This window comes from Komagataeibacter saccharivorans (assembly GCF_003207825.1).
Classification (GTDB): domain Bacteria; phylum Pseudomonadota; class Alphaproteobacteria; order Acetobacterales; family Acetobacteraceae; genus Komagataeibacter; species Komagataeibacter saccharivorans.
Map to the genome: position 1 here is coordinate 1 of NZ_NKTY01000031.1, position 23,806 is coordinate 23,806.

Here is a 23,806-nt window from a genome sequence, read left to right on the forward strand (position 1 = left end):
CGCAGGTAGTACCGCGTCTCTATCTCTTGAATCGCTCATGATTCATAGCTGAACCAGAATAGAAATATTCAGCAAGGCGGCAGTCGCCGGGTGCTTACGATCCGGCCGGGGAATCAGCATGATGACCGGCAGACATGACCCTATAACCCGATGCCTGCCGGAACCGTCTCGTTCAGGCACACCGACAGGCTTACGCAAAACGCGAAAAAACGGCGGGAAGCGCGCACCTGGCCCTGAAGATCCTGTCATCTTCATGTGTAGGATCAGCGGGAAACGCCCTTTGCCGCGTCACGAATGCCGCCAGGTGACCCCGCTCAGGGGCGCCTCAGGGCAGCGCCAGTTGCAAATTCCCCATAACTGAGTCCCGGTGTCGCGGGTTCGGTCCTCCCCGACTTTCGTACGCCTCACGGCGCCCGAAACTCTTCAGGTACAGAATGTCCGGTTATGAGCGAAATTGTCGATACTCGGACATTCCCTTTAACTCGTATGGATCGAAAAAACATTCACTTGATTTGAATAAGATCACACATGGCCCCATTTGTTCGGACAGATTTGCGGGTTGAATAAGCTATCGCCCGATGTTGCTATGCCGCCAATTTCTCGTTGTTGCTGACCGACACCGCTGCCGGGGTTAACCCCGGCAGCGGTGTCAGAGCGGATCCATGATACGCCTCATCGGGCGTGCGTCCAGCGAGCGCCGAGTGTGGGCGCCGCGAATTATAATGACCAATCCATTTCGCCAGGCCGGCACGAAGTTCCGAGCCGGTCTCGAAAGCGTGGAGATACACGCATTCATATTTCAATGACCGCCAGAGCCGTTCGATGAAGACATTGTCCATCCAGCGGCCGCGCCCGTCCATGCTGATGCGGATCTGCCGGCCCTGCAGCACTTCGGTGAAGCGCGGCGTGGTGAATTGGCTGCCCTGATCCATGTTGAAAATCTCCGGCGTCCCGTAGCGGGCCAACGCCTCCTTCAAGGCCTCGATGCAGAAGTCCGCATCCATGGTATTGGACAGGCGCCAGGCCAGAACCTTGCGCGTCGCCCAGTCCATGATCGCCGTCAGATACAGAAAACCCCGGCGCATCGGAATGTAGGTGATATCCGAACACCAGACCTGGTTGGGCCTGTCGATCGTCAGGTCCCGCAGGAGATAAGGATATGTGCGATGCTCCAGGTGGGGCACCGTCGTCCTGGGTTTCTGGTAGATCGCAACCAGCCCCATCCGGGCCATCAGCCGTCCAATCCGCTTGCGGCCTACCTCATGGCCCAGACGGCGAAGGTGCCGCGCCATCTGCCGGGCGCCATAATACGGCGTTTCCATGAACTGTTCGTCGATCAACCGCATCAGGTTGAACGCGTTTTCGGGCGCAGGCTGATAATATACCCCAGATCGGTTGAGCCTCAGCAAGGTGCATTGCCTGACAATCGGCAAGCGGCGACGTTGCGGGTCGATCATTTCCCGCCTCTGGTCACGCCCAAGCGAACAGAGGCATCCCGCAAAAAATCCCGTTCCACCAAAAGCTGGCCGATCTTCGCATGAAGCTTCTCGACCTCGGCCGCACTCGTCGCAGGCTCCGCAACGGCCTTGCCCGAAAAGGTCGCTGCCATGCCCTCGATCGCCTGACGCTTCCACTGGGCAATCATCGTCTGATGCACACCGTGCTTCGACGCCAGTTCCGACAACGTCTGCTCGCCACGGATCGCCTCAAGAGCCACACGAGACTTGAACTCACACGAATACCGTTTCCTCGTAACCTTGCCCATCAGTCCCTGTCCTTATCCAGGCCGGGGATAGCTTATCACCCTGTCCGATTTTCCGGGGCCACCTCTATCCGCAACAATCTCAATTCACACAGACACCCCTGAGAAGGATACCTCTCACCCTAAATTTCTTGTTCCCAGCCAGCGGACTTTCTCCGGATCACGGTGATCGAAGAAGCTACTGGCTTTCTGATCGAGTATGGCAATCGCCCTGAGATCAGCATCATCCAGCGCAAAATCGAAAATTGCGAAGTTCTCAGCCATACGCTCTTTGCGCACTGATTTGGGGATTGCGACAATCCCGCGCTGATTCAACCAACGCAGCACAACCTGAGCAATGGTTTTGCCATGTTTTTGCGCAATTGACTGAAGTACATCATTAGAAAACAGCCCGTTTCGCCCCTCTGCAAATGGTCCCCAGGCTTCCGCCTGAACATCGTATTGCTTCAGGATTTTCAGTGCATCGTCCTGTTGGTGAAAAGGATGGAGTTCAATCTGATTAATTGCTGGTGTGATTTCGTTATGCAGTACGAAGTCAACTAGTCGGTCAGGATAGAAGTTGCTGACGCCGATCGCCCGGATACGGCCCGCACGATACAGTTCTTCCATTGCGCGCCACGCTCCATAGACGTCACCGTAAGGTTGGTGGATCAACCAGAGATCGAGATAGTCCGTCTGAAGTTTGTTCAACGAGTGCTCAAAAGCTGCCTTGGCTCCCTCATAGCTGGCATCTTCAATCCAGAGTTTGGTAGTGACGAATAAGTCGCTGCGGTCGATCCCGTGGTTGCGGATCGCATGTCCCACTGCTTCCTCGTTGCCATAGGACGTTGCTGTGTCCAGAAGCCGATAACCGACATCAATGGCCTCCCGAACACTTTGCTCACATTCGGCAGGATCAGGGACCTAGAACACACCAAAACCAAGAGACGGCATCTGAACGTCATTGTTTAGCATGACTGCAGGCGGGGTGAGTGTCATGATTATTCTTTCCGAGACTGTAGCTTAGCGATTGATCAGGTTCTGATATGAGGCAGGATATCGGTCTCCTTGCAGGGTGATCCCGTTGAGCGCCTGTTCAATGCGGGTCAGATCATCAACCGTTAGACTGACATCAGCCTCTCCCAGATTTTCTTCGAGACGATCAAGTTTCGTCGTACCGGGAATGGGAACAATCCACGGTTTCTGGGCCAGAAGCCACGCCAATGCGATCTGCGCAGGCGTGCAGGATTTTTCAGATGCAATGGCTTTAACAAGATCAACAAGAGCCTGGTTCGCGGCCAGTGCATTAGCCTGGAAACGGGGAACAGAGCTTCGGAAATCATCTTTGGCGAACACGACCTTTGGATCGAGTTTTCCAGTCAGAAACCCTTTGCCAAGAGGCGCAAATGGCACGAAGCCGATACCCAGTTCCTCAAGAAGCGGCAGGATTTCCAGTTCAGGTTCGCGCCAGAACATCGAATATTCACTCTGGAGAGCGGCAACCGGCTGTACGGCATGTGCACGACGGATTGAATCCGTCCCGGCTTCAGACATGCCAAAATGCTTGACCTTGCCCGCTGCGATAAGGTCTTTCACCGTTCCGGCAACATCTTCGATCGGTACGTTTGGATCGACGCGATGCTGGTAAAAGAGATCAATTCTGTCAGTCCGCAGGCGCTTCAGGACTTCATCCGCAACCTGTCGAATACGCTCCGGCCGACTATCCAATCCCTGTGCTGGTACGCCGTTTACGAAACCAAACTTGGTGGCAATCACGACCTGATCACGAACGGGCTCTAGCGCCTCCCCAACGACTTCTTCATTAATGCCTGGTCCATAAGCTTCGGCAGTATCGAAGAAAGTGACCCCACGCTCATATGCTGCGCGGATCAGGGCAATAGCATCCTTGCGATCGGTGGCAGGGCCATAGCCATAGCTCAGGCCCATGCAGCCGAACCCAAGCGCTGATACTTCCAGACCACTCTGGCCTAACAGACGTTTCTGCATGTTTCTTGATCCCGCGTGTTTATCCTTGGGCGTCTGCCAAGGCTCCGAACACGCAAATCATAAGCCCAGACTCATCAATCGATTAGACAAGGTAACTTTCTTAGGTCTATGAATTTTAGTCATGAAACCTGTGAGAAGGCCTGAGCATAATGCGGCGTGAAGAGCTTGGAAGTCTGGCTATGTTCATGGCAGTTGCTGATGAAGGCAGTTTTACCAAGGCCGCGGGCAAGCTTGGCATTTCACAATCTGCGCTCAGCCATTCTCTTCGGCGGCTCGAAGCCAGACTGGGCCTCCGGCTCCTTACACGTACAACCAGGAGTGTCGCACCTACATTGGCTGGCGAGCGCCTTATAGAAACACTGCGTCCTGCCCTTGAGGAGATTGATCAGAGGCTTGCCGCATTGACCGAGTTACGGGACCGCCCTGCGGGCACTGTTCGAATCACGACAAGTTCTCACGCGGCGTACACGGTGCTGTGGCCAGTTATTGGTCGTCTCACAGCCGAAAACCCTGACATCAACGTGGAAATCAATATTGAAGGAGGCCTCGTCGATATCGTGGCTGAGCGATATGACGCAGGAATAAGGCTTGGAGAAAGACTGGAGCAGGACATGATTGCGGTGCCAATCAGCCCACGCCTTCGGATGGCCGCTGTGGCCTCCCCATCATATCTGAGCGGAAAGACCATCCCGGAAACGCCTTACGATCTTGCGCAACATAACTGCATCAATCTGCGCTTGCCGACTTCCGGTGGATTATATTCTTGGGAGTTTGAGCGCGATGGCAAAGAGATCCGGGTTAAAACGCAAGGACAGCTTGTGTTCAACGATATCAATCTGATTGTGGAAGCCGCCCTCACCGGGCACGGTATTGCTTTCATGCTTGAGGATCATGTCAAAGATTACCTTTCTTCTGGAAGCCTGGTACGAATTCTTGAAGAGTGGTGTGAGCCATTCGATGGCTATTATCTATATTACCCAAGCAGGCGTCAGCCCTCTCCAGCATTCAACCTTGTTCTGGATGCTTTGCGTTACAGGGGATGAATAAGCTTTGTCAGAGACGACAGTCCCACGTTCCGTCTGTGGCGCTTCGCGTAACAATGTCCGCTTTCGGGCAACCACTATAAACGCTCAAATGACCGAGATGAAGGCGTGAGCCAACGAGATCGTGAGCGTTCAGGACTCGCCGATCATATTAGCGTTCTTGTCTTTGGAAGATCTCCGACCATGCTAAAAACCGCTATTCTTGCCGCCGTAACAACTGTGACCGCACTCACCACACCAGCGTCGGCTGAGCAGTCTTCGTGGCGGGGATCTAGGGACAACGAGTGGGTGACGGATCTTCCACTTGAAAACGGGCTGACTCAGCGCATCCTCTACCTCGCCCCGCCCCGACCGCGGGCGACATTGATCATGCTGCCAGGCGGCTCCGGCGAGGTCGGTGTGCAACGTGACGGCGACCTTCGCCACGATGATAATTTCGTCGTGCGCACACGAGAGGATTGGGTCGCAAGGGGCTATGCCGTGCTGATCCCTGACACCATCGCCCAGGCAAATTTGAGGGGTGCGCGCAGTTCCCCGGTCTATGGCAAGTTGGTCGAAGAGCTGGTCGCATATGCCCATAACCACGTCCAAGCGCCTGTGTTCCTGATCGGCACGAGTCAGGGAACCATCGCGGCGATGAATGGCGCCGCCCGAGCCCGGCCGGACTCGATCTCGGGCGTAGTGCTTACGGAATCCGTTTCCGTACCGGGTCGGCTGAGTACCGAGACTGTGTTCGACGCCGACCCGTCGGCCGTGCAGGTTCCTGCTTTGGTGGTGGCCAACCGCGATGACGCTTGCGATGTCGCTCCTCCCGAGATGGCGCCTCGCATCGTCGCAGCCATGACGCGCTCGCCAGACGCGCGCGTGCTCACAGTCAGGGGAGGCTTCGAACGGTCAGCGAAAGCCTGCGGCTCGCTCTCACCACATGGCTATTACGGCATCGAAAGTGAGGTCGTCGGCGCGATCGCGAGCTGGCTCCGTGAGCACGGCGACTGATCGGCTTTGAATCAGTCGTGTCCGCTATCGGGATGTGGGTCGGAGCGCCCTATGTCTGGACTGAGGCGTGTTCTGACGGCAGTTTCTGCTTCACGAACAGCGTATTCGCTTGATGGAGTAATGATTCATTTGTCCGTCTTCCGAAAGGAATGTGGCGTGTTCAGCCTGCGCCTGCGCCATAAGGAGATGGTCAAACGGATCACGATGATGCAGAGGCAAAGTCATCAGAATCTGTAGGTGCTCGGGCTGTATTTGTAATAGAGAGAAACCTTCTTCAGGAATGGCTGCCAGAATATCGTTCATATCCGCATCCAGCTTTCCGATACGGATTTTGATCGCAATCTCCCAGAGTGACACGATACTCACCAGAATATCGTGGACCGGGTCTGCGATGATTTCCCGTGCAGTCTCACCCAGCCGGTCGGAGTCCGAAAGCCACCACAGCAACGCATGCGTATCGAGCAGAACCTTCACAGGTCGCGTTCCATGCTCTCAAGAATGTCCGGTGGTGTCTCATCAAAATCTTCGCTCATTCTGATCCGTCCTCGAAGAGCTCCTGGCTGACGGCGGGGGCGATAGGAAGGAGCCGGCGGCCGCAATTCAGCGACAACCTCATCATGAGACGTCACGAGGATCGTACTGCCCTGTCTGACCTGACGCAGATAAGCTGTCAGGTTTCCTCGGAACTCCCGAACACCGATTTTCTGTGGGAATGCTGCATTATCTGAAAGACGCTCGCTCATGGTCTCCTCCTTATGTGTCATCATATCATGTACACAGAAGGAGGAGGTAGAGAATTCCTGAGGCATATCCGATTTCAGAGATCAGTGGCTTCCGACAGCGCTAGAGCGTCCTCTACATCCACCCCAAGGTATCGAACCGTACTATCCAGTTTTGAATGACCCAGCAGGATCTGCACGACTCGGATATTACCGGTTCGTTTGTAAATCATGGCAACCTTAGTCCGCCGGAGCGAATGAGTTCCGTATTCCCCGGGGATAAGTCCCACCGCCTGAACCCATTGATCCAGAAGTCGGGCGTATTGCCTTGTGCTCAGGTGAGCTTTGGCACTTAAGCGACTGGGAAAAACATAGTCATTCAAGCCACCACCTCGATGCTCCAACCACGCTCGCACGCTTTCCCGCGTTGTTTCTGTAATTTCGAACTGTACAGGTCGCCGGGTTTTCTGTTGGACGACCATGGCTCGATGACGCACCTGACCGCTGGTAACGATGTCGCCGATACGAAGGCTGACAAGATCGCAGCCCCTGAGCTTGCTATCGAGAGCAAGATCAAACAGAGCCTTGTCTCTGATACGCTGTTCGCTCCCGAGCCAGAACCGAATAGCCCAGACGTGCTTTTCTTTGAGTGCTCGCTTGGCGCCAACCATTTTTCCTGCATTCCAGGGCACGGACGCCTTCAACGTAGGGGATGGAAAACGTGTTTTCTTCTCCATGATACTTTCTCCTGATCAGCTGCAAATGCAGCAATCAGAAGTTTGGACGAGGATATCAGCGGATAACGAGGAGTATTGCAGACCGTCCGCTTTCCGGAAACTTGAACGGCTCCGCTTATGACCGAGATGAGGCGCAACCGGCCATTTCCTCCCGTCACAATCCGACCTTCCCGGCCGGACTGTCCACCACGAGATCGAGCAGTTCGATATAGCCCCGCGTGCTGCGCGGATCGCGGTGACGGACATGACGGCGGATTTCCTCCTCACGCACGCCGCCGAGATAGGCTTCGGTGATGAAGCCGGAACGCAGGCCATGCGGCGTCAGCCGGCCGAGGATTTCCGGCGCGACCCCGGCCATCTCCCCGCGCCGGCGCAGGATCTGGCGCACGGCATCGGGATGCAGTCCGGTGCTGCCGATCCGGCCCGAGGCCTCGACCTTGCGGAACAGGGGGCCGACCCCACGGCGGGCCACATCCATCCAGCTCTCCAGCGCGCGGACCGGGCAGGTTTCGGGCCGCTGCCCGCGGGCGAGGCCGATCACCGCCCCCTCCCCCGTCTGGTCGGTCTTGCTGGCCCGGATGCCCAGCTGCAGGCCGTGCGCCATCGGTGTCAGGTCCTCCACCTGCAGTCCGACCAGTTCCGACCGGCGCAGGCCACCGGCGAACCCGACCAGCAGCAGCGCCCGGTCGCGCCGTCCCCGGGGCGACAGGTCACAGGTGGCCAGCAGATCCATCAGCAGGGGCCGCCTTACCGCCACGGGTTTGCGGACCGGCCGGTGCTGCGTCCGCAGCACGCCCTGCAGCGGCCCCTGGATGGCCCGGTGGCCTGCATTCCAGGGCCAGTCGCCGGACCGGTGGGCCTTGCCGATGGCGGCCAGACGGCGGCGGATGGTACGCGGGGAAAATACCCCGGCAAGGCTGGCCAGATAGGCCCCGACGGTTTCGGGTGCCGCGGGCAGCGGCTGGAACCCGGCCTGCCGACACCAGACCTGGAAGTGCGCCCAGTCGGCCCGATAGGCGCGCAGCGTCGCCGGCGCCGTGGCGTGGCTCGCAAAACGGATGGCGGTCTCCAGCGCCGCACTGCCTGCCGGGGTCAGCAACGGACCGCCCGTCTCCCTGTCCGCGGCGGGGGAAAAGCCTGGAGCCACTCTCCGGGCAGGCAACCGGTCCGCGGGCGTTTTGGCAGTCATGGAGACAGGATGGCAGCCGCAGGCGCTCCATTCAACCCGTTTCAATGCCATCACACGCGATAAGGGGAATTATCGCGTCTGGCAGGGTCCATGCAGGGAATTCCGCACCCGGAGAAACCGGCTTTCCTCCTGATCGGCAAGGGAAAAGCTTTAACATGGTCGCTCATGATATCCTGTGATAAAGGTTTTGTCCTGTTCCTTAATTACTCACGTGTGCGGTCGTCCCCACGGAAAGGTTAACCCATGCGACGCGCGGATCTGGCAGGTGGCATCCGGGAAACCCTGCGGCGGCTTCCCCCTCCCTGTGCAGCATTACGGCGTCGTGCCGCCTGCCCCCACTAGACATGGTCCCCTATTTCCAGACGGGAGATTAAACAATACTCCGACCTGAGGGCCGCCGGGTTCTACAGGGAAGATTCAGTTTGCCACCTTGATAGGCCCCGCCCTATACGACCACAGCATGATTTAAAGCGTTTGCCACTACCACAAGGACACGAGGAGTTACGATATCGGGGGGGTGTAATACCAATACAGTTCTCTAAAACAGCCAGTTCTGCTGATCGAATTACCAGCCCTAGATTCATAACCCCCTTTCCCTTAGCTATAGACTTTGTGTCATTTGGAACATTTACAACTTCGACCTGGCCAATAGTGTTATATTCAGGACCTCCCCATAAAGTTCCAAGGAAGGCGACTCTTGTTCCACCGCGGACATCACCCTCTGATGTAAGAAACGCTCCCCTATTTGCCAAAAATACAGGCGATCCTGATGATCCTGGGAAACATGCTGCATCGATTAAGAATTCGGGGTTACCATTTAAATTCAGTTTCGGGTGACTCGCAGTGATTCCTCGTCTAACAATTGGTAGATTATGAAATGCGTCCCAAAGACCATTTGGATACCCAATCATGATAATGTCTTCTATGGGGGACAAAGAGCTAAGAAAATCTTGAGGGGGAATCAAATTCTCACTTATGGGCACGTAAAAATAATTTTTTCCATTATTTTCTGCTGAATCAAGTATTTCTCCAATCGGAATTACGGCGAGGTCGATATTTGGGTTCGGATGATAAATAGATGTTTTATCTATGTGTTTGATATGAATACTCTCGTGTCGCCCTAGGTCCGGACCACCATCGTCTGTTGCTAACGTGAGATTAAATGACCCGTCAGTGGCACCATTAATAACGTGCTTATTTGTTACTATTCCAGGAAAGAATGTTCCATCTTTTTTACGAAAAAAATAAATATAACCTGTTCCGTAGGAATTTTTTCCAAAAGGAGAGAAGCAATGAATTCGAACTGTGCTGTGTATCAATAGGCTTATTGGGTCTATGTATTTTGGTAAATCCATATCTATCTTCCAAGAACCTCATATAATATTTTATAATCATAAAAACGGTAAGTTCTTATTTACAAAACAAAAGAACGTCACAAACGGGCGGATATAGACTTGTGATCGAACGTATTCGCATCCTTACAATGCTTCTCGACAAGATAAGTGGTGCTGCTAGTCAGTTCAGGCGCTACATTATGGCGCACGATAGGTGCGACTAGAGTCCACAGGGATCTATCCGGCTAGTTTAGCAATGGGGGGCTTAGACGGTCTTAGTGTTACGCCCTTTTCACTTACGCCAATTTTGGCTTCCGGATATACGGCCACTGCCAGTTCAAGTGCTTCGATGAAGCCAGATCGGAAGTCTCGTAGTCGAGCATAGCCGCTACCAAATTGGGCATGGAGGGACGGCCACGAGATCTCGACATTGCCCGTTAGAGCATGCAGCCGATAAGCAAGCCAAATGTAAATGTCGATAACTAAGCTTCGAGGCCCTATCGCGCGAAGAGCAGTCTCATTTAAAGGGAGCGGTCTGTCTGACAGTGCATTATAGAATTCAGCATTCAGGAGGACAGTTTCTTTCCACAGCGTTGGTTGGTCCCCTAGGACGTCGCTCATCGTTATGGATCCGTCGATAAACCCCCCTTTCTTCATGACTTCCTTTTTTTCGTGGCCAGCGAAAAAGGTTAGATTGCATGCGGATATCCTGCGTGCCTGTTCGTTCACATTTTTATATGTCTTGCCGCCAATCGAAAGACCCATGTTGCCAAGCCAGACCCTCATGGAGCGTCCTAGTTCTATCTCCCGACTTTTTGTGCGTACGGCCTGACTTTGCAGGAAAAGTAGGATGAATCGCGCATAAGAGCCGTAGGGCACTCCGAGATTGTGTCCCTCGCGATCCACGCCGCCCTGAATGAGCAAGGTGATATTGTGGCCTTCCTTGCGCCAGACATGGTCGGTCAGGGGCTTGTGAGGTAGCGACGTTAAAGCAAAACCCGAGTAAGTAAAACCTAGCTTGTCCCGCTCTTCGCTTAAAACCTGAAATGCGGCTTCAACAAGGGCACGTTCATGCTTTGATGTCGCGTGAGCGCGTGCTTCCTCTATTCCTTTCTCGGCAATCATCGCATGAAAATTCACCATGGCCGCATGGTTGCAGACGTTTTAAATAAAATCAATTTGGACTTTGGTCGCGGTGGCTATTTGAAGTGATATTTGTATTTAACTATTTGTTTGAGCGACCAGGGTCCACGGGACGAATCGTATTCGCGCGAGTAGGGTCCACATTGAGCGCGACCAAAGTCCACTGAATAAGCGGGGAAGCTGTGGAAAACGTGTTCTCAGGACACAGCTGAGCCGACGTCGCTTTGGCGAATCGAGTTGTGAGGGTTCATGCGCGACCAGAGTCCACGCCTTGATCTGGAAGATATTAGAGAGCGGTTCTTATCCGTCGGCGTAAAGTTCGGAGCGTGGACTCTGGTCGCGCGTGACAGAAGTGAGTGTGGACCCCGGTCGCGCATGAACCCTCACAGCCGATAATTAGGCACCTCAATGTAATTTTCCCTGCATATGCACGCACGCGATTGCATGGCATGCTACCGCATGCGTGCATATAGGAGATGCTTATATCTTAGCTAACTCCATCAACTCGTTTATACCTTCCCAGTAAGAGAGCCGACGTGCGTCGCAGAACTCTATGAAGCGCTCCGCAACATCCTGCGGAACTCGCGTGTTAATTGTGATTGTCGGGCCGACTGCTTTTTTGCGGCGCGGTACGATGCGTGCTCCAGCTTCCCTGCTGGTGAAACCTGCGTTACGTCCTGCATGGTCAATCCGCTCTAAATCGCCTCTGTCGACCCCGGTGGGTTCACGCGGGATAATTGAGGCGAGCTTCGATGCGGATCTTTTGGGACCGAAGCCGAAGGCATCATCGCTCATGGTTCTGCTGTCTCCGTAGCATTGTTATCAACAAAGGATGAAATTAATTCGTCTGCGACGGCTTCCGCGTTGCGCAATGCTTCGGGGAGGCCGTTCACGTCGCTGGGGTCTAGTTCCTGTAAGGCGAGACGGCGGACAAAAATAGCCTTATATGCTTGACGTTCATTGAGCGCGTTACGGAACATTGGAAGCTCTGCATTATTGAGGCTTCCTAAGATTTCGCGCTCGATGCGCGTTTTAATGGCAGGGCTCGTGCGTGTCAGAATTACGCGGAACGGAATTTCGCGCCCCCGCAAAGCCTCTTCTTCCTCGTGGATGAGTTCGATGGCCCGACTTGCCTGCCGGGCGTCGACGCCGCTTGCCTGGAGGGGAATTACCACAAGGTCCGCATGACTGATCGCTCGTGACACCAATCTGCTCGCTGTTCCTTCAAGGTCGACAAAAACGAATTGTTTGTGACGCGCTGCTTCCACAATTTGCCGAATTACGGTTCCTTCTTTAACGTCCTCTATTACCTCGAAAGTGGCCTTTGACGTGCCCTTTCGCCAGTCTGCAATCGGCCTGTTCGGGTCTGCATCGATTACTGTGACCGAGGCTCCCATGGCGGAGAGAGTCTGCGCCATAACCAGGGTAAACGTGCTTTTGCCGGCGCCGCCTTTGGGGTTTGCTGTCACGATTACGGGCATGGGCGATCCTATAATTGAAATGGGCACTCTTCGTGCATGCGTGTGCATGCACTTGGTAGCACGCCACGCGCGCGCATGCAACAATCCGAGTGCATGCAATGCTACCGATAGCAACCGCACGCACTCGCACACCAGACAGCACGCGGTAGCAACCGATAGGCCCCGGTAGCGACTGGAGGCCAGTATATGCTTCTTGTACAGTAACATACTGATATAGCGCGTAAATATTCGTAAATAATGCGGCCGCCCTGAGGGCGCACGATGAGGTATGCGAAGGGTGGTAGCGAACTTTAGATGAACGTTAAGAAACACACGCGTCTGAGCATTAGATATATCGTCGACCCTATTCGTAGATACTGTGACGTAGAGGGGGGGGGGCGGCTACCGGCTGCACGCGGTAGCAACCACTCGCGTGTGGTAGCGACGGAAGTAGACTACGATCGTCGCATGGTAAAAACGCATGGGAGGAAAAAGGACGCAAGCCCGCACCAGCCCCCGCCGCCCGGCGCAAGGGGTGGGTCGCCGCGTAGCCGCGCCGATCCCGCCGCAAGCGGCGCCCTTGCCCCGGCCGTCGCGGCCCGGTCGCGCGGATGATGTCAAAACCAGAAATGGAGAAAGGCATCATGCGCCCACACCGTATTCCCACTGCAACCTCCCCTCGCCCGCCTGCCCCGATGCGCTGGGCCAACGTGACCGCTCCGCTTACCTGCACCCGCTGTGGCGTCACCTGGATGGCAGGAGATCCGGCCATCACCCTGCCCTGTCGCGGCTGTGATGGCGAACCTGGTCAGCCCTGCCGACGCTGGGCCGGCGGCAACGAAAACGTCTGCGCCCAGCGCGATCATGACGCCCGGCAGGCGGGTCTGCTGAAGGAGTGCGAGGCGCTCACATGGGATGGTCGGCACAGCAAGCCCCTGCGCCTGTGGGCCAGCTCGGTGGGTAGCACGGTCCCTGATGCCATCCGCACCGGAACTCCGGTGGCCCGGTTCGCGGCATGACGCCAGACCTGCGGGGCTACGACCATATCATCGTGGCCCTGAGCGGCGGGAAAGACAGCGTGGCGTCCCTGCTTGCAGCCCTGGAGCTGGGAGCCAGACCGGAAAGCATCGAACTCTGGCATCATGACGTGGACGGGGGAGGGGAGGGGTTCATGGACTGGCCTTCCACCCCCGGCTATGTCCGCCAGATCGCCCGCGCCTTTGACCTGCCATGCTACATGTCATGGCGCGACGGGGGCATACAGCGCGAGCTGCTCCGCGACGGCACGCCCACCGCCCCCGACCGCTTCGCGGGCTTCGCCGCATATGAACATGCCTTCGGCTGCACAATACGGCGCGACATCGACCTGAATACCCTTGCCGATCGGGGGCGCCCGTTTCCCGCTGCCCTGCAACAGCCCGACCTGCTCCGGCAGGCGCTGTCGCCCGACTGGGCAGGCCCCGTGCTGACAGATCACTGGCGACTGCCAGCAGGAGCTTTCGGCGAGAGCGCGGGGCCGGGTTAGCCCGCGGCGTGGCTGCGGAAAGCAGAAAAAAGCAGAACAGGAATACGAGAAAAAAGGACGCACCAGACCGGCGGGCCAGGCGCAAGGGGCTGGTCGGTTCGTGTCCTCGCCCTGACTGCTGCGCAGCACAGGCCTGCGGGTCGCCCCGATCCCGGCGCGAAGCGCCGCCCTTGCGCCCGTCCCCCCGGCCCGGTCGCGGGGGACGGGTGAAGAAAAGAGAAACCGGCACGCGGCACTGACCCGCCGGACCCTGACCCTTCCACTGACATCAATCCATCGCGGCAACCGTCCTGCACCGGCAGGGGCGGCTGTCCGCGCCTGCCCGGAGTTTGCCATGCGCGACCGATCTCACGCCCAGCTCAGCCTGTTCGACACCTCATCCCTCAGCAGCGGGGGCGCTGCCGACCTCTTCTGGGGTGAACTGGAAGGGGAGGAGGGGACTGCACCCCTGTCGGCATCCGTCCCCCTGATCATTCCGCGCACGGATTACCGCCTTGTCGGCCCCCGCCACCTGGGCGCGAACTGGAAGGATCGCGCGCGTGACAACATCGCGGCAATCCGCCTGCTGGGTGAACTGGAACGCGAAGACCGCGCGGCGACGACCGCCGAACAGGACCTGCTGATCCGCTTTACCGGCTTTGGCGCTGGCGACCTTGCCAATTCGCTTTTTCCGCACGGCGAGGATGGGTTCCGGGCCGGATGGGAGGATATCGGCCGCGCGCTGCATGACAGCACGACCGATGCCGAAAGGGCCGGTCTCATGCGGGCCACCCAGTATGCCCATTACACGCCGGAGCTCATGGTGCGGTCGCTGTGGGACATGGTCATGCGGATGGGGTTCTCGGGAGGCCGGGTGCTGGAACCGGGCTGTGGCACCGGCCTGTTCATCGCGACCCGCCCCGAAAAGCTGGAAGGCAGGGTGGCCTTTACCGGCATCGAAAACGATCCCCTGACGGCGCGGATCGCGCGCGCGCTGTATCCGAACCAGTGGATCCGGCAGGAGGATTTCACGAAGACCCTGCCAGGCGAGCGTTACGAACTGGCGATCGGCAATCCGCCTTTCTCCAGCCGCACGGTGCGCGGAGCCGACACGATCGGCCGGCTGCGCCTGTCCCTGCATGACCATTTCATCGCACGCTCCGTCGAGGCCCTGCGTCCCGGGGGCATCGCGGTGTTCGTGACTTCACGGCATACGATGGACAGGCGTGACGGCACGGCACGCACGCATATCGCCGGAATGGCCGACCTGCTGGGCGCGGTGCGTCTGCCGCAGGGAGCGATGAAGGACGAGGCCGGGACCGAGGTTGTGGTGGATATCGTTGTCCTGCGCCGCCGCATGGTGGGCGACGTGCCGGGGGATGAGGGCTGGCTGGAGACGGGCGAGGTGCCCGACAGCAATCATGGTAATGGGGCGCTGAGCGTCAACCGCTATTTCCTCGACCACGGCGAGCAGGTGCTGGGGGCGCATGAATGGACCACCACCCAGTTCGGCCCGGACTATACCTGCGCACCGGTCGCAGGGCTCATGCTGGACTGTGCGTTGCCCGAAGCTCTTGCGCGCATCGCCCCCGACATCCGCTTCCCGAAACCCGAGACCTGTGATCTCACAGCCCCCGCCCGGCGTGCGCGTGTCGGGACGGCAGCCGATGGCGCGGTCCTGAAAGAAGGCAGCTACTACATCGAAAGCCGGGTGCTGCATCAGATCGTCGGCGGCGTCGGGGTCGAGGTGCCGGTCAGGAAGAAAGGCAGCACAGAGGGCATCTTCCACAAACATGCCCGGATCATCGAAGCGCTGGTTCCGGTGCGCGATGCAACGCGGGCGGTGCTGCGCGCGCAGATGGAAAACCGGCCCTACGGGCGGCTGCAGTCCGATCTGCGGCGTGCCTATACCAGTTTTGTCCGTCAGTTCGGCCCGATCAACCTGACGAACACCACGACCCGCATGAACGAGAAGACCGGCGTGGAGACCGAAACCCAGCGCCGTCCCAATCTCCAGCCCTTTCTCGACGATCCCGATGTGTGGCTGGTCGCCTCGATCGAGAATTACGACACCGAGAAACAGGCCGGATCCATGGGGCCGATCTTTTCGGAACGGGTTGTCCACGCCCCGGTGGAGCCGGACGTGCAGACCGCCCTCGATGCGCTTGCCGTCTGCCTGCATGAAACGGGTGGCGTGGAGATCCCCCGCGTGGCGGAACTGCTTGGCCGGTCCGAAGCGCAGGTCATCAATGAACTGGGGGATGCGATCTATCTCGATCCCGCGTGCCGCGCCGCGGGGCGCGATGTCTGGGTGACGGCGGACGAGGCCCTGTCCGGCGCGGTGCGCACGAAACTCCAGAAGGCACGCGAAGCGGCGCAGGACGATGCACGCTACGCACGCAATGTGGTGGCGCTGGAAGCGGTGCAGCCCGAAGACCTGCGGCCCTCGGACATTACGGCCCGGCTGGGTGCGCCGTGGCTGCCCGCATCGGACGTGAGCGCATTCATCGCCGAAGTGATCGGGGTGGAGACGACGGTGCGCCACACGGTCGAAGTGGCCGCATGGAGCCTTGATATCGCGCCGTTCCGGGGCAAGGCCGAGGCTACCTCCCTATGGGGCACCGAGCGGCGGCATGCCGGTGAACTCCTGCTCGATGCGCTCAACCAGTCGAGCCCGAAGATCTGGGACGTATGGCGGGACGCCGATGGCGAACACCGCGTGCTGAACACGAAGGAGACGGAAGCGGCAAAGGAAAAGCTGGCGACGATCCGGCAGGCTTTCCACAACTGGGTCTGGACCGATCCCGATCGCAGCGAGCGCCTCGTGCGTCTCTATAACGACGTCTACAACAATCTGGTCCCACGCCGGTTTGATGGCACGCACCTGACGCTACCCGGCGCCAGCACGGTCATCTCGCTACGCGCGCACCAGAAGCGTGTCATCTGGCGCATCATAGCCGCGGGCAGCACCTACATGGCGCATGCGGTGGGTTCGGGGAAAACCTTCTCCATGGTTGCCGCTGTCATGGAGCAGCGCAGGCTCGGACTGGTCAGCAAGCCGCTGATTACGGTGCCGGGACATTGCCTCGCCCAGATCGCGCGCGAATTCCTGATGCTCTATCCGACCGCGCGCATTCTCGTTGCCGACGAGACGAATTTCGAGAAGGCGAAACGCCAGCGCTTCCTGGCCCGGGCGGCGACGGGAAACTGGGATGCGATCATCATCACGCATGATGCGTTCCGGTTCATTCCTACGCCCAGCGACTTTGAATCCGCGCTGATCGCCGAACAGGTCGCCTCCTATGAGGAGCTTCTGGAAACGCTGGACAGGGACGACACCCTGTCGCGCAAGCGTGTCGAGCGCATGAAGGAAGGGATGGAAGCCCGTCTGGAAGGACTGGCCGCGCGCAAGGATGACCTGCTGCATATCGGCGAGATCGGGATCGACCAGATCCTTGTCGACGAGGCGCAGCTGTTCCGCAAGCTGTCCTTCGCCACCAATCAGTCCGATCTCAAGGGCGTCGATCCGAACGGGTCGCAGCGCGCGTGGGACCTGTTCGTGAAGTCGCGTTTCATCGCGCGGGACAATCCCGACCGCGCGCTCGTGCTGGCGTCGGGTTCGCCGATCACGAACACGCTGGGCGAGATGTATACCGTGCAGCGCTACATGCAGCTTTCCGCCCTGGAGGAACGCGGCCTGCATGAATTCGATGCGTGGGCTGCGAATTTCGGTGAAACCCGCACGGAACTCGAACTGCAGCCCAGCGGCCTTTACAAGCCGGTCACGCGGTTCTCCGAATTCGTCAACGTCGCCGACCTCATGGCGATGTATCGCAGCTTTGCCGACGTGGTGCTGCCCGACGACCTGCGCCAGCATGTGAAACTGCCCAACGTGCGGGGCGGTCGCCGCGAAATCGTGGTCGCGCCCTCCAATGACAGTTTCAAGGCATACCAGCAGACGCTGGCGCAGCGGATCACCGCCATCGAGAACCGGAGCGGCCGGCCGCAAAAAGGCGATGATATCCTTCTGTCGGTGATTACCGATGCGCGTCATGCCGGGATCGACCTGCGCTTCGTGGTGCCGGGCATGGAGAGCGATCCGACGAGCAAGCTCAACATCATGATCGCCAATGTGTTCAGGATCTGGCGCGAGACATCGGAGAACCGTTACACCGACCCCGAGACCGGCGCACCTTACGACCTTCCCGGTGCGACACAGATGATCTTCTCGGATCTGGGCACCGAAAGCGCTCTCGAGAAACGTGGCTTCTCCGCATATTCATGGATCCGCGACGAACTGATCCGGCTGGGCGTGCCGCGCGAGCAGATCGCGTTCATGCAGCATTACAGGAAATCGGCGGCCAAGCAGCGCCTGTTCGCGGACCTCAATTCAGGACGCAGGCGCATCCTGATCGGCTCTACCGCGACAATGGGAACGGGCGTGAACGCCCAGCAGCGGCTGAAGGCGCTGCACCATCTCGACGTGCCCTGGCTGGTTGCCGACATCATCCAGCGCGAAGGCCGGATCGAGAGGCAGGGCAACCAGAACGACGAGATCGAAATCTACGCCTACGCGCAGAAAGGCTCGGTGGACGCGACCAACTGGCAGATGCTCGAACGCAAGCAGCGTTTCATCTGCCTTGCCATGTCCGGCGACCGCACCATCCGTCGCCTTGAAGATGTGGGGGCCGAAGCCAACCAGTTCGCCATGGCCAAGGCGCTGGCCTCGGGCGATGAGCGCCTGCTGCGCAAGGCGGGGCTGGAAGCGGAACTGGCCCGCCTCGAACGCCTCTATGCCGCCCATTACGACGACCAGTTCAATGTGAAGCGCGCGGTGCGGAACGCGGAAAAGGAAATCGCGGCGATGGAGGGGCTGATCCCGAAGATCGAGGCGGATATCGCGCGCAGGCGTCCGACGCGCGGCGAGGCGTTTGGCCTTGAGACCGCGCGCAGCGTCATCACCGCGCGGGAGAAGGCGGGAGCCTATCTTCTCTCGCAGATCCGCATGGCGGCCCGCAACGGTGACGATGGGGAGTGGCGTCTGGGACGCATCGGTGGCTTTGACATCATGTGCGAAGCCCGCGCGACCTACGCGGTGGATGATCGCAAAAAGGAAGCGGATGTGACGTTGTATCTGGCACTCGAACAGGGTGGGGGTGCCGTGCATCTTGATGACGAGGTGAAGCCGCTGGGGCTGGTGTCCCGTATCGAACACCTGCTGCTGACATTCGAGGATGCGCTGCGCAATGCGATCAGCCGCCGTGACGGGGCACAGGCCCGCCTGCCCGCCTATCGCGCGCGGATCGGCACTCCGTTTGCGGAACAGGCGCTGCTTGAAGAAAAGCGTGAAGCCCTCGAAGCCCTTGAAGCCGATCTGGCCGCGACCGTCATGGAGACACCCGCCAATGACGACGCGGTGGAGGCGGTGACCGATCTGGTGGCCTGAGAAGGAGGGGAAGGAGAATTGGGGAAAGGAGGGGGCTGCCAGAGGCCGCATCACCGCGCAAGGCTCAGGCCGGGCGCGCTGCGCGCGGCCTTGCGCGGCGACGCGCCCCCCGACCGCCCTGAAGATGTCGAAAGACGGAATCCAGCAAAGGACAGGACCATGGAACTACGCGAGATCGACCCGAAGACCCTGCGCGCCAACCCGGACAATCCCCGCCGGGCGGCGCCCCCGGTCGAGGAAGACCGCAGGCTGGCGCTCAACATCAGGGCGGTGGGCCTGATCCATCCGCCGCTGGTGCGCGAAGGCGGGGATGGTGTGCTGACGATCATCGCAGGGCATCGCCGCGCACGGTGTTCCATCATGGCGAAGCTGAAGACCATCCCCGTCTTCGTCACGGGCGCCGATGAAGAACTGGACGGCCTGGTGGCCGCGTCGGAGAACATGATCCGGCTGGGGATGAGCGAGCCCGACCAGTGGCGGGCGGTCAGCCGCATGCGCAGCGAACAGAAAATGAAGGAAACCGCCATCTGCAAGGCGCTGATGGTGACCCCTGCCTATCTCAGGCGGCTTGACCTGCTGGCACATCTGCACCCGCCGATCCTTGATGCGATTGAACTGGGCATCGGCCCCGATGACGATGCCCGCAAGGCCATCGCAAAGGCGTCTCCCGAAGAGCAGGCAAGGGTGTGGGCTGAAATCTGGGCAGAGAGTGCTGAAGAAGGGCAGGACCCTGCCGATTACCGGATGACGGTGGAGGATGGCCAGCACATGGACTGGGATGATCTGGCCCGGGCGTTCTCGATCGCGGCGTTCTATGCCCGCGATGCGCGCTTCGACGACGCAGCTGCCAGACGGCACGGCATTGTCTGGGAGGAGGACCTTTTCGGTGAAGGGGGGCAGGACAACCGCTATACCAGCGATGCCCGTGCCTACGCGGCCGCCCAGCGCGAGGCCATGGAGGCGGGCCTGCCTGCCAATGGCCATATCACGCCGACTGATGATTACGGATATCCGGTCCTGCCCGAGAACGCCTATCTCGTGCAGGCGTGGCATGAAGCAGGTGAAGATGACCAGATCGCGGTTTTTCTCCATCCCGTGACGCTCAGGGTTGGCGAGAAGGGTTTCCGGATACGCGTGGATGCGTCCGCTACCAGTCGGGCCAGCGAAAGCCCGGGACCGGTCGTGGAGAAACCGCGTGAGAGGCCCGACATATCAGGAACGGGTCTGAAGATGATCGGGGAGATCCGCACGCTGGCCCTGCACCGGGCGCTGGATGGGGCTGCTGATGCCGTCGACCCATGGGATCTTGTAGGCGCTCTCCTTCTGGCGTTGGGTTGTGGCAACGTGACGGTGAAGAATGACACCAGCCACATCGCCTATCACCAGCCCACCGCCCGCGATAATGCGCTGGCCGCGCTGTTTCCCGAGGGGCATCTGGTGCGCGACCCGGCGCTTATGCGCCATCATGCGATGACGGTGGTGCGGAGCATCGCGAACTGCGATGTCAGCCCGTACGACGGCAGCGGCCCGCAGGCGCTCCTGCTGGGCATCCTGTTCGGCGCGGACAGCCATATGCCCAATATGGCGGTCGAGGACTTCCTGAAAACGTACAGCAAGGCCGGGATCACTCGGGCCGTGCAGGCCGAGGGGCTGCCTGAACAGGCCACGGGCAAGCTCATGCGCGCAGCCCTCATTAATCATGTAGGCCCCGGGGGGCATTGGGTTCCTGACGTCGCGGGCTTTGCCGGGGCGCCGGTTGCTTGGAAGGAGAAGCTGGACCGGCAGCGCGGGGCCGCGGCCCGGATGATAGCCCTGGACGCCGAACTGGAGGCGGACGAAACGCATGAGGACGCCGGGGGCGCGGCTGACGCCGTCGCTGGCGCGATGCAGGTGGACGAAGGCGAAGCAGACATGACAGCGCTGCCCAATGCAGCGACGCCCGAACCTGAAATGGTGTTGGCTGCATGATGAAGGGGCGGACAAAGCCGTGCGCGTCGGTCCGCAGGGACCGACGCTACAGGGTGGCGACCTGCTTCTGCGGCAGGCCGGAACCATGGGCGCAACTCTCTTTTTGCGGGCAGACACTGGGGCTGCTGCCCGATCATGAAACCGCGTGGCGGTGCGCGGACCTGCACCGGCAATGGATCCGCATGGAGCGGCCCGCCAGTGAGTGGCTGGCGCTCGTGTTCGATGCGCAGGTTCTCCTGCGAAGGCGGCTTGAAGGCGAGGGCTGGCTGGGACCGTCCCGCCATTGCCCGCCGCAGGCTCTGGCGGCATAAGAAACCGGGGCCGCCTGACGAGGACGGACGAAACATTCACGCAGGCTACGGCGCGGGATGTCGCGGCCCCCATTCATCGTAGCCGGACATGACATCCCGGGGGCCGTGATGTCATGTCCTGAACTGAGGGGAAACCATGATCGTCCTGATTGTGGTGGACCGGAAGTGGTTAAAGAAGCTGCTTCGCACAGCGAAGAAGGCCCTCCAGGCGGCAGCCACCGTCCTGAAGGGCCTAGCGGATTAATCCACTTCCACCACACGGCCGGGGGGTATTCTTTGACGGGATGCCCCCCGGCCACGGGTTCAGATTAGGACATTCCGGCTACGATTTTCAAGGGGCGCGACCCCTTCCGGTGCCGCGCCCCTTCCGTTTTGCGGAGTACGAAACACCAGCATTGCCACCATGGGAAAAGGGTGGGGCACAGGACCGCCCCGCGCGTTCGTGGCCGTGTGGACGGACAGACAGGAAGCCGGGTTTTTAGAGGGTGACGCATGCCATGCGCCACCCTTTTTTCGTGCCCTCAGGCGAGGGCACGGAAAGGAAACACGAAACGCAGGAAAGGGAAGGCGCTGCCATGGCGTGCCGGTCGCAGCCAGATGTGGCGCTTCCCCATGCTCGCGATGCTGCGCGTGGGTCCAGTGCCGGCGCAGGGCGCCGCTCTGGCCCCGACCGGCACGCCATGGCCACGCGCGAAACATCCGAAACAGAAATAAAGAGAGAGAGCACGGTCATGCCCGTACTGATCCTGAACGCCATTCCCGCTACCCGCACCATTGGTCGGTGGGGCGCTTCGACAAAGAGCGAAATCACGACCAATCTGGTTCCGCCACGGCGGATTACGGCGGCGACCGTGCCGGATGTCGCAAATCAGGTCATTGCTTTTGGTCGGCATGTTGCGGCGGAATGTCCGCGACAGTCCTTTGTGGTTTTTGCCCGGATGGCACGGGGGCAGCGCAAGCCGCGCGGGTTTGACGCGGCCGCACGGGCGCAGGAACTCAACTGTGAGTCCTGGCTGCATGTGACGCTGGAACATCCCGTACCGCATGCAGATGGCCCCGGCGTTTCTTCATGGGGCAGCAAATTCACGCCGTTCTGTCTGGAAGGGCATGCCCCTGTCTGGCCGGGTGAGGGACCGGCGTATCTGGAAACCATCGCGCAGCGTTCGCTGGGATTATACGGCTGGATGCGCGCGATTGCCTTCCGGCTGGCCCGGCTCACGGGCCGCGAGCAGGATCCCGCGGAGACCTGCACGCAGGACGCGCTGCGCGCCGCCTATGCGCGAAAACTTCATCCCTTCGACATGGCGACCGAAATTGTCGCCATGGACCGGGCGGCCCGAAGCGTTGCCGCCTGAGCCATCGCCCGCGGCCATGTCCGCCATTGCACATCACTGTACCGGCCCCGCCCGGCGGGGCCGTTTCCGTTGAGGGAGAAGTCCATGTCCGCCACCAGCCGCGTTGAAATGATCGCAGGCTACCGCCTTGAGATTGCCACCGTCCGTGACGGCGTCCTGATCCGCACGCCCGGCATCTTTCCCGTCAATGCGCGCGAATGGCATGGCCCGTACGCAGATGAGGCCGCCGCACTGGTCGATTTCCGGACGCGCGTTGCGCGGCCGCGCATTACGCCCGAACGCCTGCGGCAGTACAGGAAGCACGGTTATTACGGGATCGTGCGGGGCGTGGAAGTGATCCAGCGCCGCAGCCCGTGGACCGGTGCGTCCGAACTGACGCCGTTCGAACTCGTGGCGGCCTGATCCACGTCCTGCGATGCTGCTCCGTGCCGTTTTGGACACAAATCATCCTGAGTGCCACGGGGCCTGCCGCGTCCTTTCCGCGAGCCTGCGCGAGATGGAAATCGCCAGAAATCCGCGTGATCCCCAGCCCTGCCCGAAGCTGAAAGGCAGGAAAAAGGAAAGGGAAGAGAGGAAAGAAATGAAAAAAGAAAAAGGCGCTCTCATAGGGCGTCGGTCGCGGCAAGGGTTCGTCGCTACCGCTCCCGGCTGACGCCGCCCTTGCCACGCCCGCCCCCCGATGAGGGCGCGATCAGGTCAGAAAAAACCTGAGGAGGCGAAAATGGCAGAGAAAACAGCGAAATTGATGGCAGGATGTTGATTTTCACTGAGAACTGACCCGGGTAGGGCGGAAATTTTCATCGAGATTTGACCCATGCCTTCACACTCCCCGGCAGCATCTGCTGGGGGTTTG

At 59.4% G+C, this 23,806-nt stretch carries 19 protein-coding genes and 1 pseudogene; 9 read left to right on the forward strand and 11 right to left on the reverse strand.

The features are described from left to right. Positions 1–584: 584 nt before the first annotated feature. The 3 genes and pseudogenes from CFR79_RS13690 to CFR79_RS13700 all read right to left on the reverse strand — a co-directional run bounded on the left by CFR79_RS13690 (position 585) and on the right by CFR79_RS13700 (position 3,748). Positions 585–1,765 (reverse strand): IS3 family transposase gene (locus CFR79_RS13690; RefSeq protein ID WP_110548254.1). Its coding sequence is split into 2 segments (ribosomal slippage): positions 585–1,495 and positions 1,495–1,765, totalling 1,182 coding nucleotides; the frame shifts between segments, so codons are not numbered across the junction. A 114-nt stretch (positions 1,766–1,879) separates the two neighbouring features. Beyond that, positions 1,880–2,644, reverse strand: a pseudogene (locus CFR79_RS13695) (aldo/keto reductase); the annotation flags it as partial. A 120-nt stretch (positions 2,645–2,764) separates the two neighbouring features. Further along, complete coding sequence (locus CFR79_RS13700; RefSeq protein WP_110548255.1) at positions 2,765–3,748, reverse strand: aldo/keto reductase; 984 nt, start codon at positions 3,746–3,748, stop codon at positions 2,765–2,767. Between the two features lie 149 nt (positions 3,749–3,897). Here CFR79_RS13700 and CFR79_RS13705 point away from each other — a divergent pair, with 149 nt between their 5' ends. Together CFR79_RS13705 and CFR79_RS13710 are read left to right on the forward strand one after the other, a co-directional pair. Then, positions 3,898–4,791 (forward strand): LysR family transcriptional regulator, encoded by an 894-nt coding sequence (locus CFR79_RS13705; RefSeq protein ID WP_110548256.1) that lies wholly within the window; start codon positions 3,898–3,900, stop codon positions 4,789–4,791. 288 nt (positions 4,792–5,079) lie between these two features. Further along, on the forward strand, positions 5,080–5,787 hold the full coding sequence (locus tag CFR79_RS13710; protein ID WP_254058054.1) for an alpha/beta hydrolase: 708 nt from the start codon (positions 5,080–5,082) through the stop codon (positions 5,785–5,787). A 90-nt stretch (positions 5,788–5,877) separates the two neighbouring features. On the opposite strand, the gene CFR79_RS13715 is transcribed toward CFR79_RS13710, so the two are convergent. From CFR79_RS13715 to CFR79_RS13750, 8 genes are all read right to left on the reverse strand, one after another. Then, positions 5,878–6,261, reverse strand: coding sequence for a type II toxin-antitoxin system VapC family toxin (locus CFR79_RS13715; protein ID WP_110548257.1), 384 nt, complete (start codon positions 6,259–6,261; stop codon positions 5,878–5,880). Then, a complete protein-coding gene (locus CFR79_RS13720) occupies positions 6,258–6,596 on the reverse strand; it encodes a type II toxin-antitoxin system Phd/YefM family antitoxin (protein WP_174234182.1) in 339 nt (112 codons plus the stop codon). The genes CFR79_RS13715 and CFR79_RS13720 overlap by 4 nt, the downstream gene beginning before the upstream one ends. An 8-nt stretch (positions 6,597–6,604) precedes the next feature. Then, the gene (locus CFR79_RS13725) at positions 6,605–7,243 is read right to left on the reverse strand and encodes a tyrosine-type recombinase/integrase (protein WP_110548259.1); all 639 of its coding nucleotides are present in this window, start codon (positions 7,241–7,243) and stop codon (positions 6,605–6,607) included. 154 nt (positions 7,244–7,397) lie between these two features. Next, positions 7,398–8,390, reverse strand: coding sequence for a tyrosine-type recombinase/integrase (locus tag CFR79_RS16355; RefSeq protein ID WP_181417448.1), 993 nt, complete (start codon positions 8,388–8,390; stop codon positions 7,398–7,400). Between the two features lie 446 nt (positions 8,391–8,836). Further along, on the reverse strand, positions 8,837–9,787 hold the full coding sequence (locus CFR79_RS13735; protein ID WP_110548261.1) for a S1 family peptidase: 951 nt from the start codon (positions 9,785–9,787) through the stop codon (positions 8,837–8,839). A gap of 216 nt (positions 9,788–10,003) precedes the next feature. Then, positions 10,004–10,909, reverse strand: coding sequence for a replication protein RepA (locus CFR79_RS13740; RefSeq protein WP_110548262.1), 906 nt, complete (start codon positions 10,907–10,909; stop codon positions 10,004–10,006). Positions 10,910–11,389: 480 nt separating this feature from the next. Continuing rightward, the gene (locus tag CFR79_RS13745; RefSeq protein ID WP_110548263.1) at positions 11,390–11,704 is read right to left on the reverse strand and encodes a hypothetical protein; all 315 of its coding nucleotides are present in this window, start codon (positions 11,702–11,704) and stop codon (positions 11,390–11,392) included. Continuing rightward, on the reverse strand, positions 11,701–12,390 hold the full coding sequence (locus tag CFR79_RS13750; RefSeq protein WP_110548264.1) for a ParA family protein: 690 nt from the start codon (positions 12,388–12,390) through the stop codon (positions 11,701–11,703). Before CFR79_RS13750 ends, CFR79_RS13745 begins: the two co-directional genes overlap by 4 nt. A gap of 623 nt (positions 12,391–13,013) precedes the next feature. On the opposite strand from CFR79_RS13750, the gene CFR79_RS13755 reads away from it, so the two are divergent. The 7 genes from CFR79_RS13755 to CFR79_RS13785 all read left to right on the forward strand — a co-directional run bounded on the left by CFR79_RS13755 (position 13,014) and on the right by CFR79_RS13785 (position 23,355). Beyond that, complete coding sequence (locus tag CFR79_RS13755) at positions 13,014–13,388, forward strand: hypothetical protein (RefSeq protein ID WP_146220144.1); 375 nt, start codon at positions 13,014–13,016, stop codon at positions 13,386–13,388. Continuing rightward, positions 13,385–13,894, forward strand: a complete 510-nt coding sequence (locus CFR79_RS13760) for a tRNA lysidine(34) synthetase (RefSeq protein ID WP_110548266.1) — start codon at positions 13,385–13,387, stop codon at positions 13,892–13,894. Before CFR79_RS13755 ends, CFR79_RS13760 begins: the two co-directional genes overlap by 4 nt. A gap of 334 nt (positions 13,895–14,228) precedes the next feature. Further along, entirely contained in the window at positions 14,229–19,319 is a 5,091-nt protein-coding gene (locus CFR79_RS13765; protein WP_110548267.1) for a methyltransferase, read from the forward strand. A gap of 159 nt (positions 19,320–19,478) precedes the next feature. After that, positions 19,479–21,287: a ParB N-terminal domain-containing protein gene (locus CFR79_RS13770; protein ID WP_110548268.1), complete on the forward strand. Its 1,809-nt coding sequence runs from the start codon at positions 19,479–19,481 to the stop codon at positions 21,285–21,287. 53 nt (positions 21,288–21,340) lie between these two features. After that, complete coding sequence (locus CFR79_RS13775; protein WP_132306668.1) at positions 21,341–21,598, forward strand: hypothetical protein; 258 nt, start codon at positions 21,341–21,343, stop codon at positions 21,596–21,598. A 731-nt stretch (positions 21,599–22,329) separates the two neighbouring features. Continuing rightward, positions 22,330–22,953, forward strand: coding sequence for a hypothetical protein (locus tag CFR79_RS13780; protein ID WP_146220145.1), 624 nt, complete (start codon positions 22,330–22,332; stop codon positions 22,951–22,953). A gap of 84 nt (positions 22,954–23,037) precedes the next feature. Continuing rightward, complete coding sequence (locus tag CFR79_RS13785; RefSeq protein ID WP_110548270.1) at positions 23,038–23,355, forward strand: hypothetical protein; 318 nt, start codon at positions 23,038–23,040, stop codon at positions 23,353–23,355. Positions 23,356–23,806: the final 451 nt, after the last annotated feature.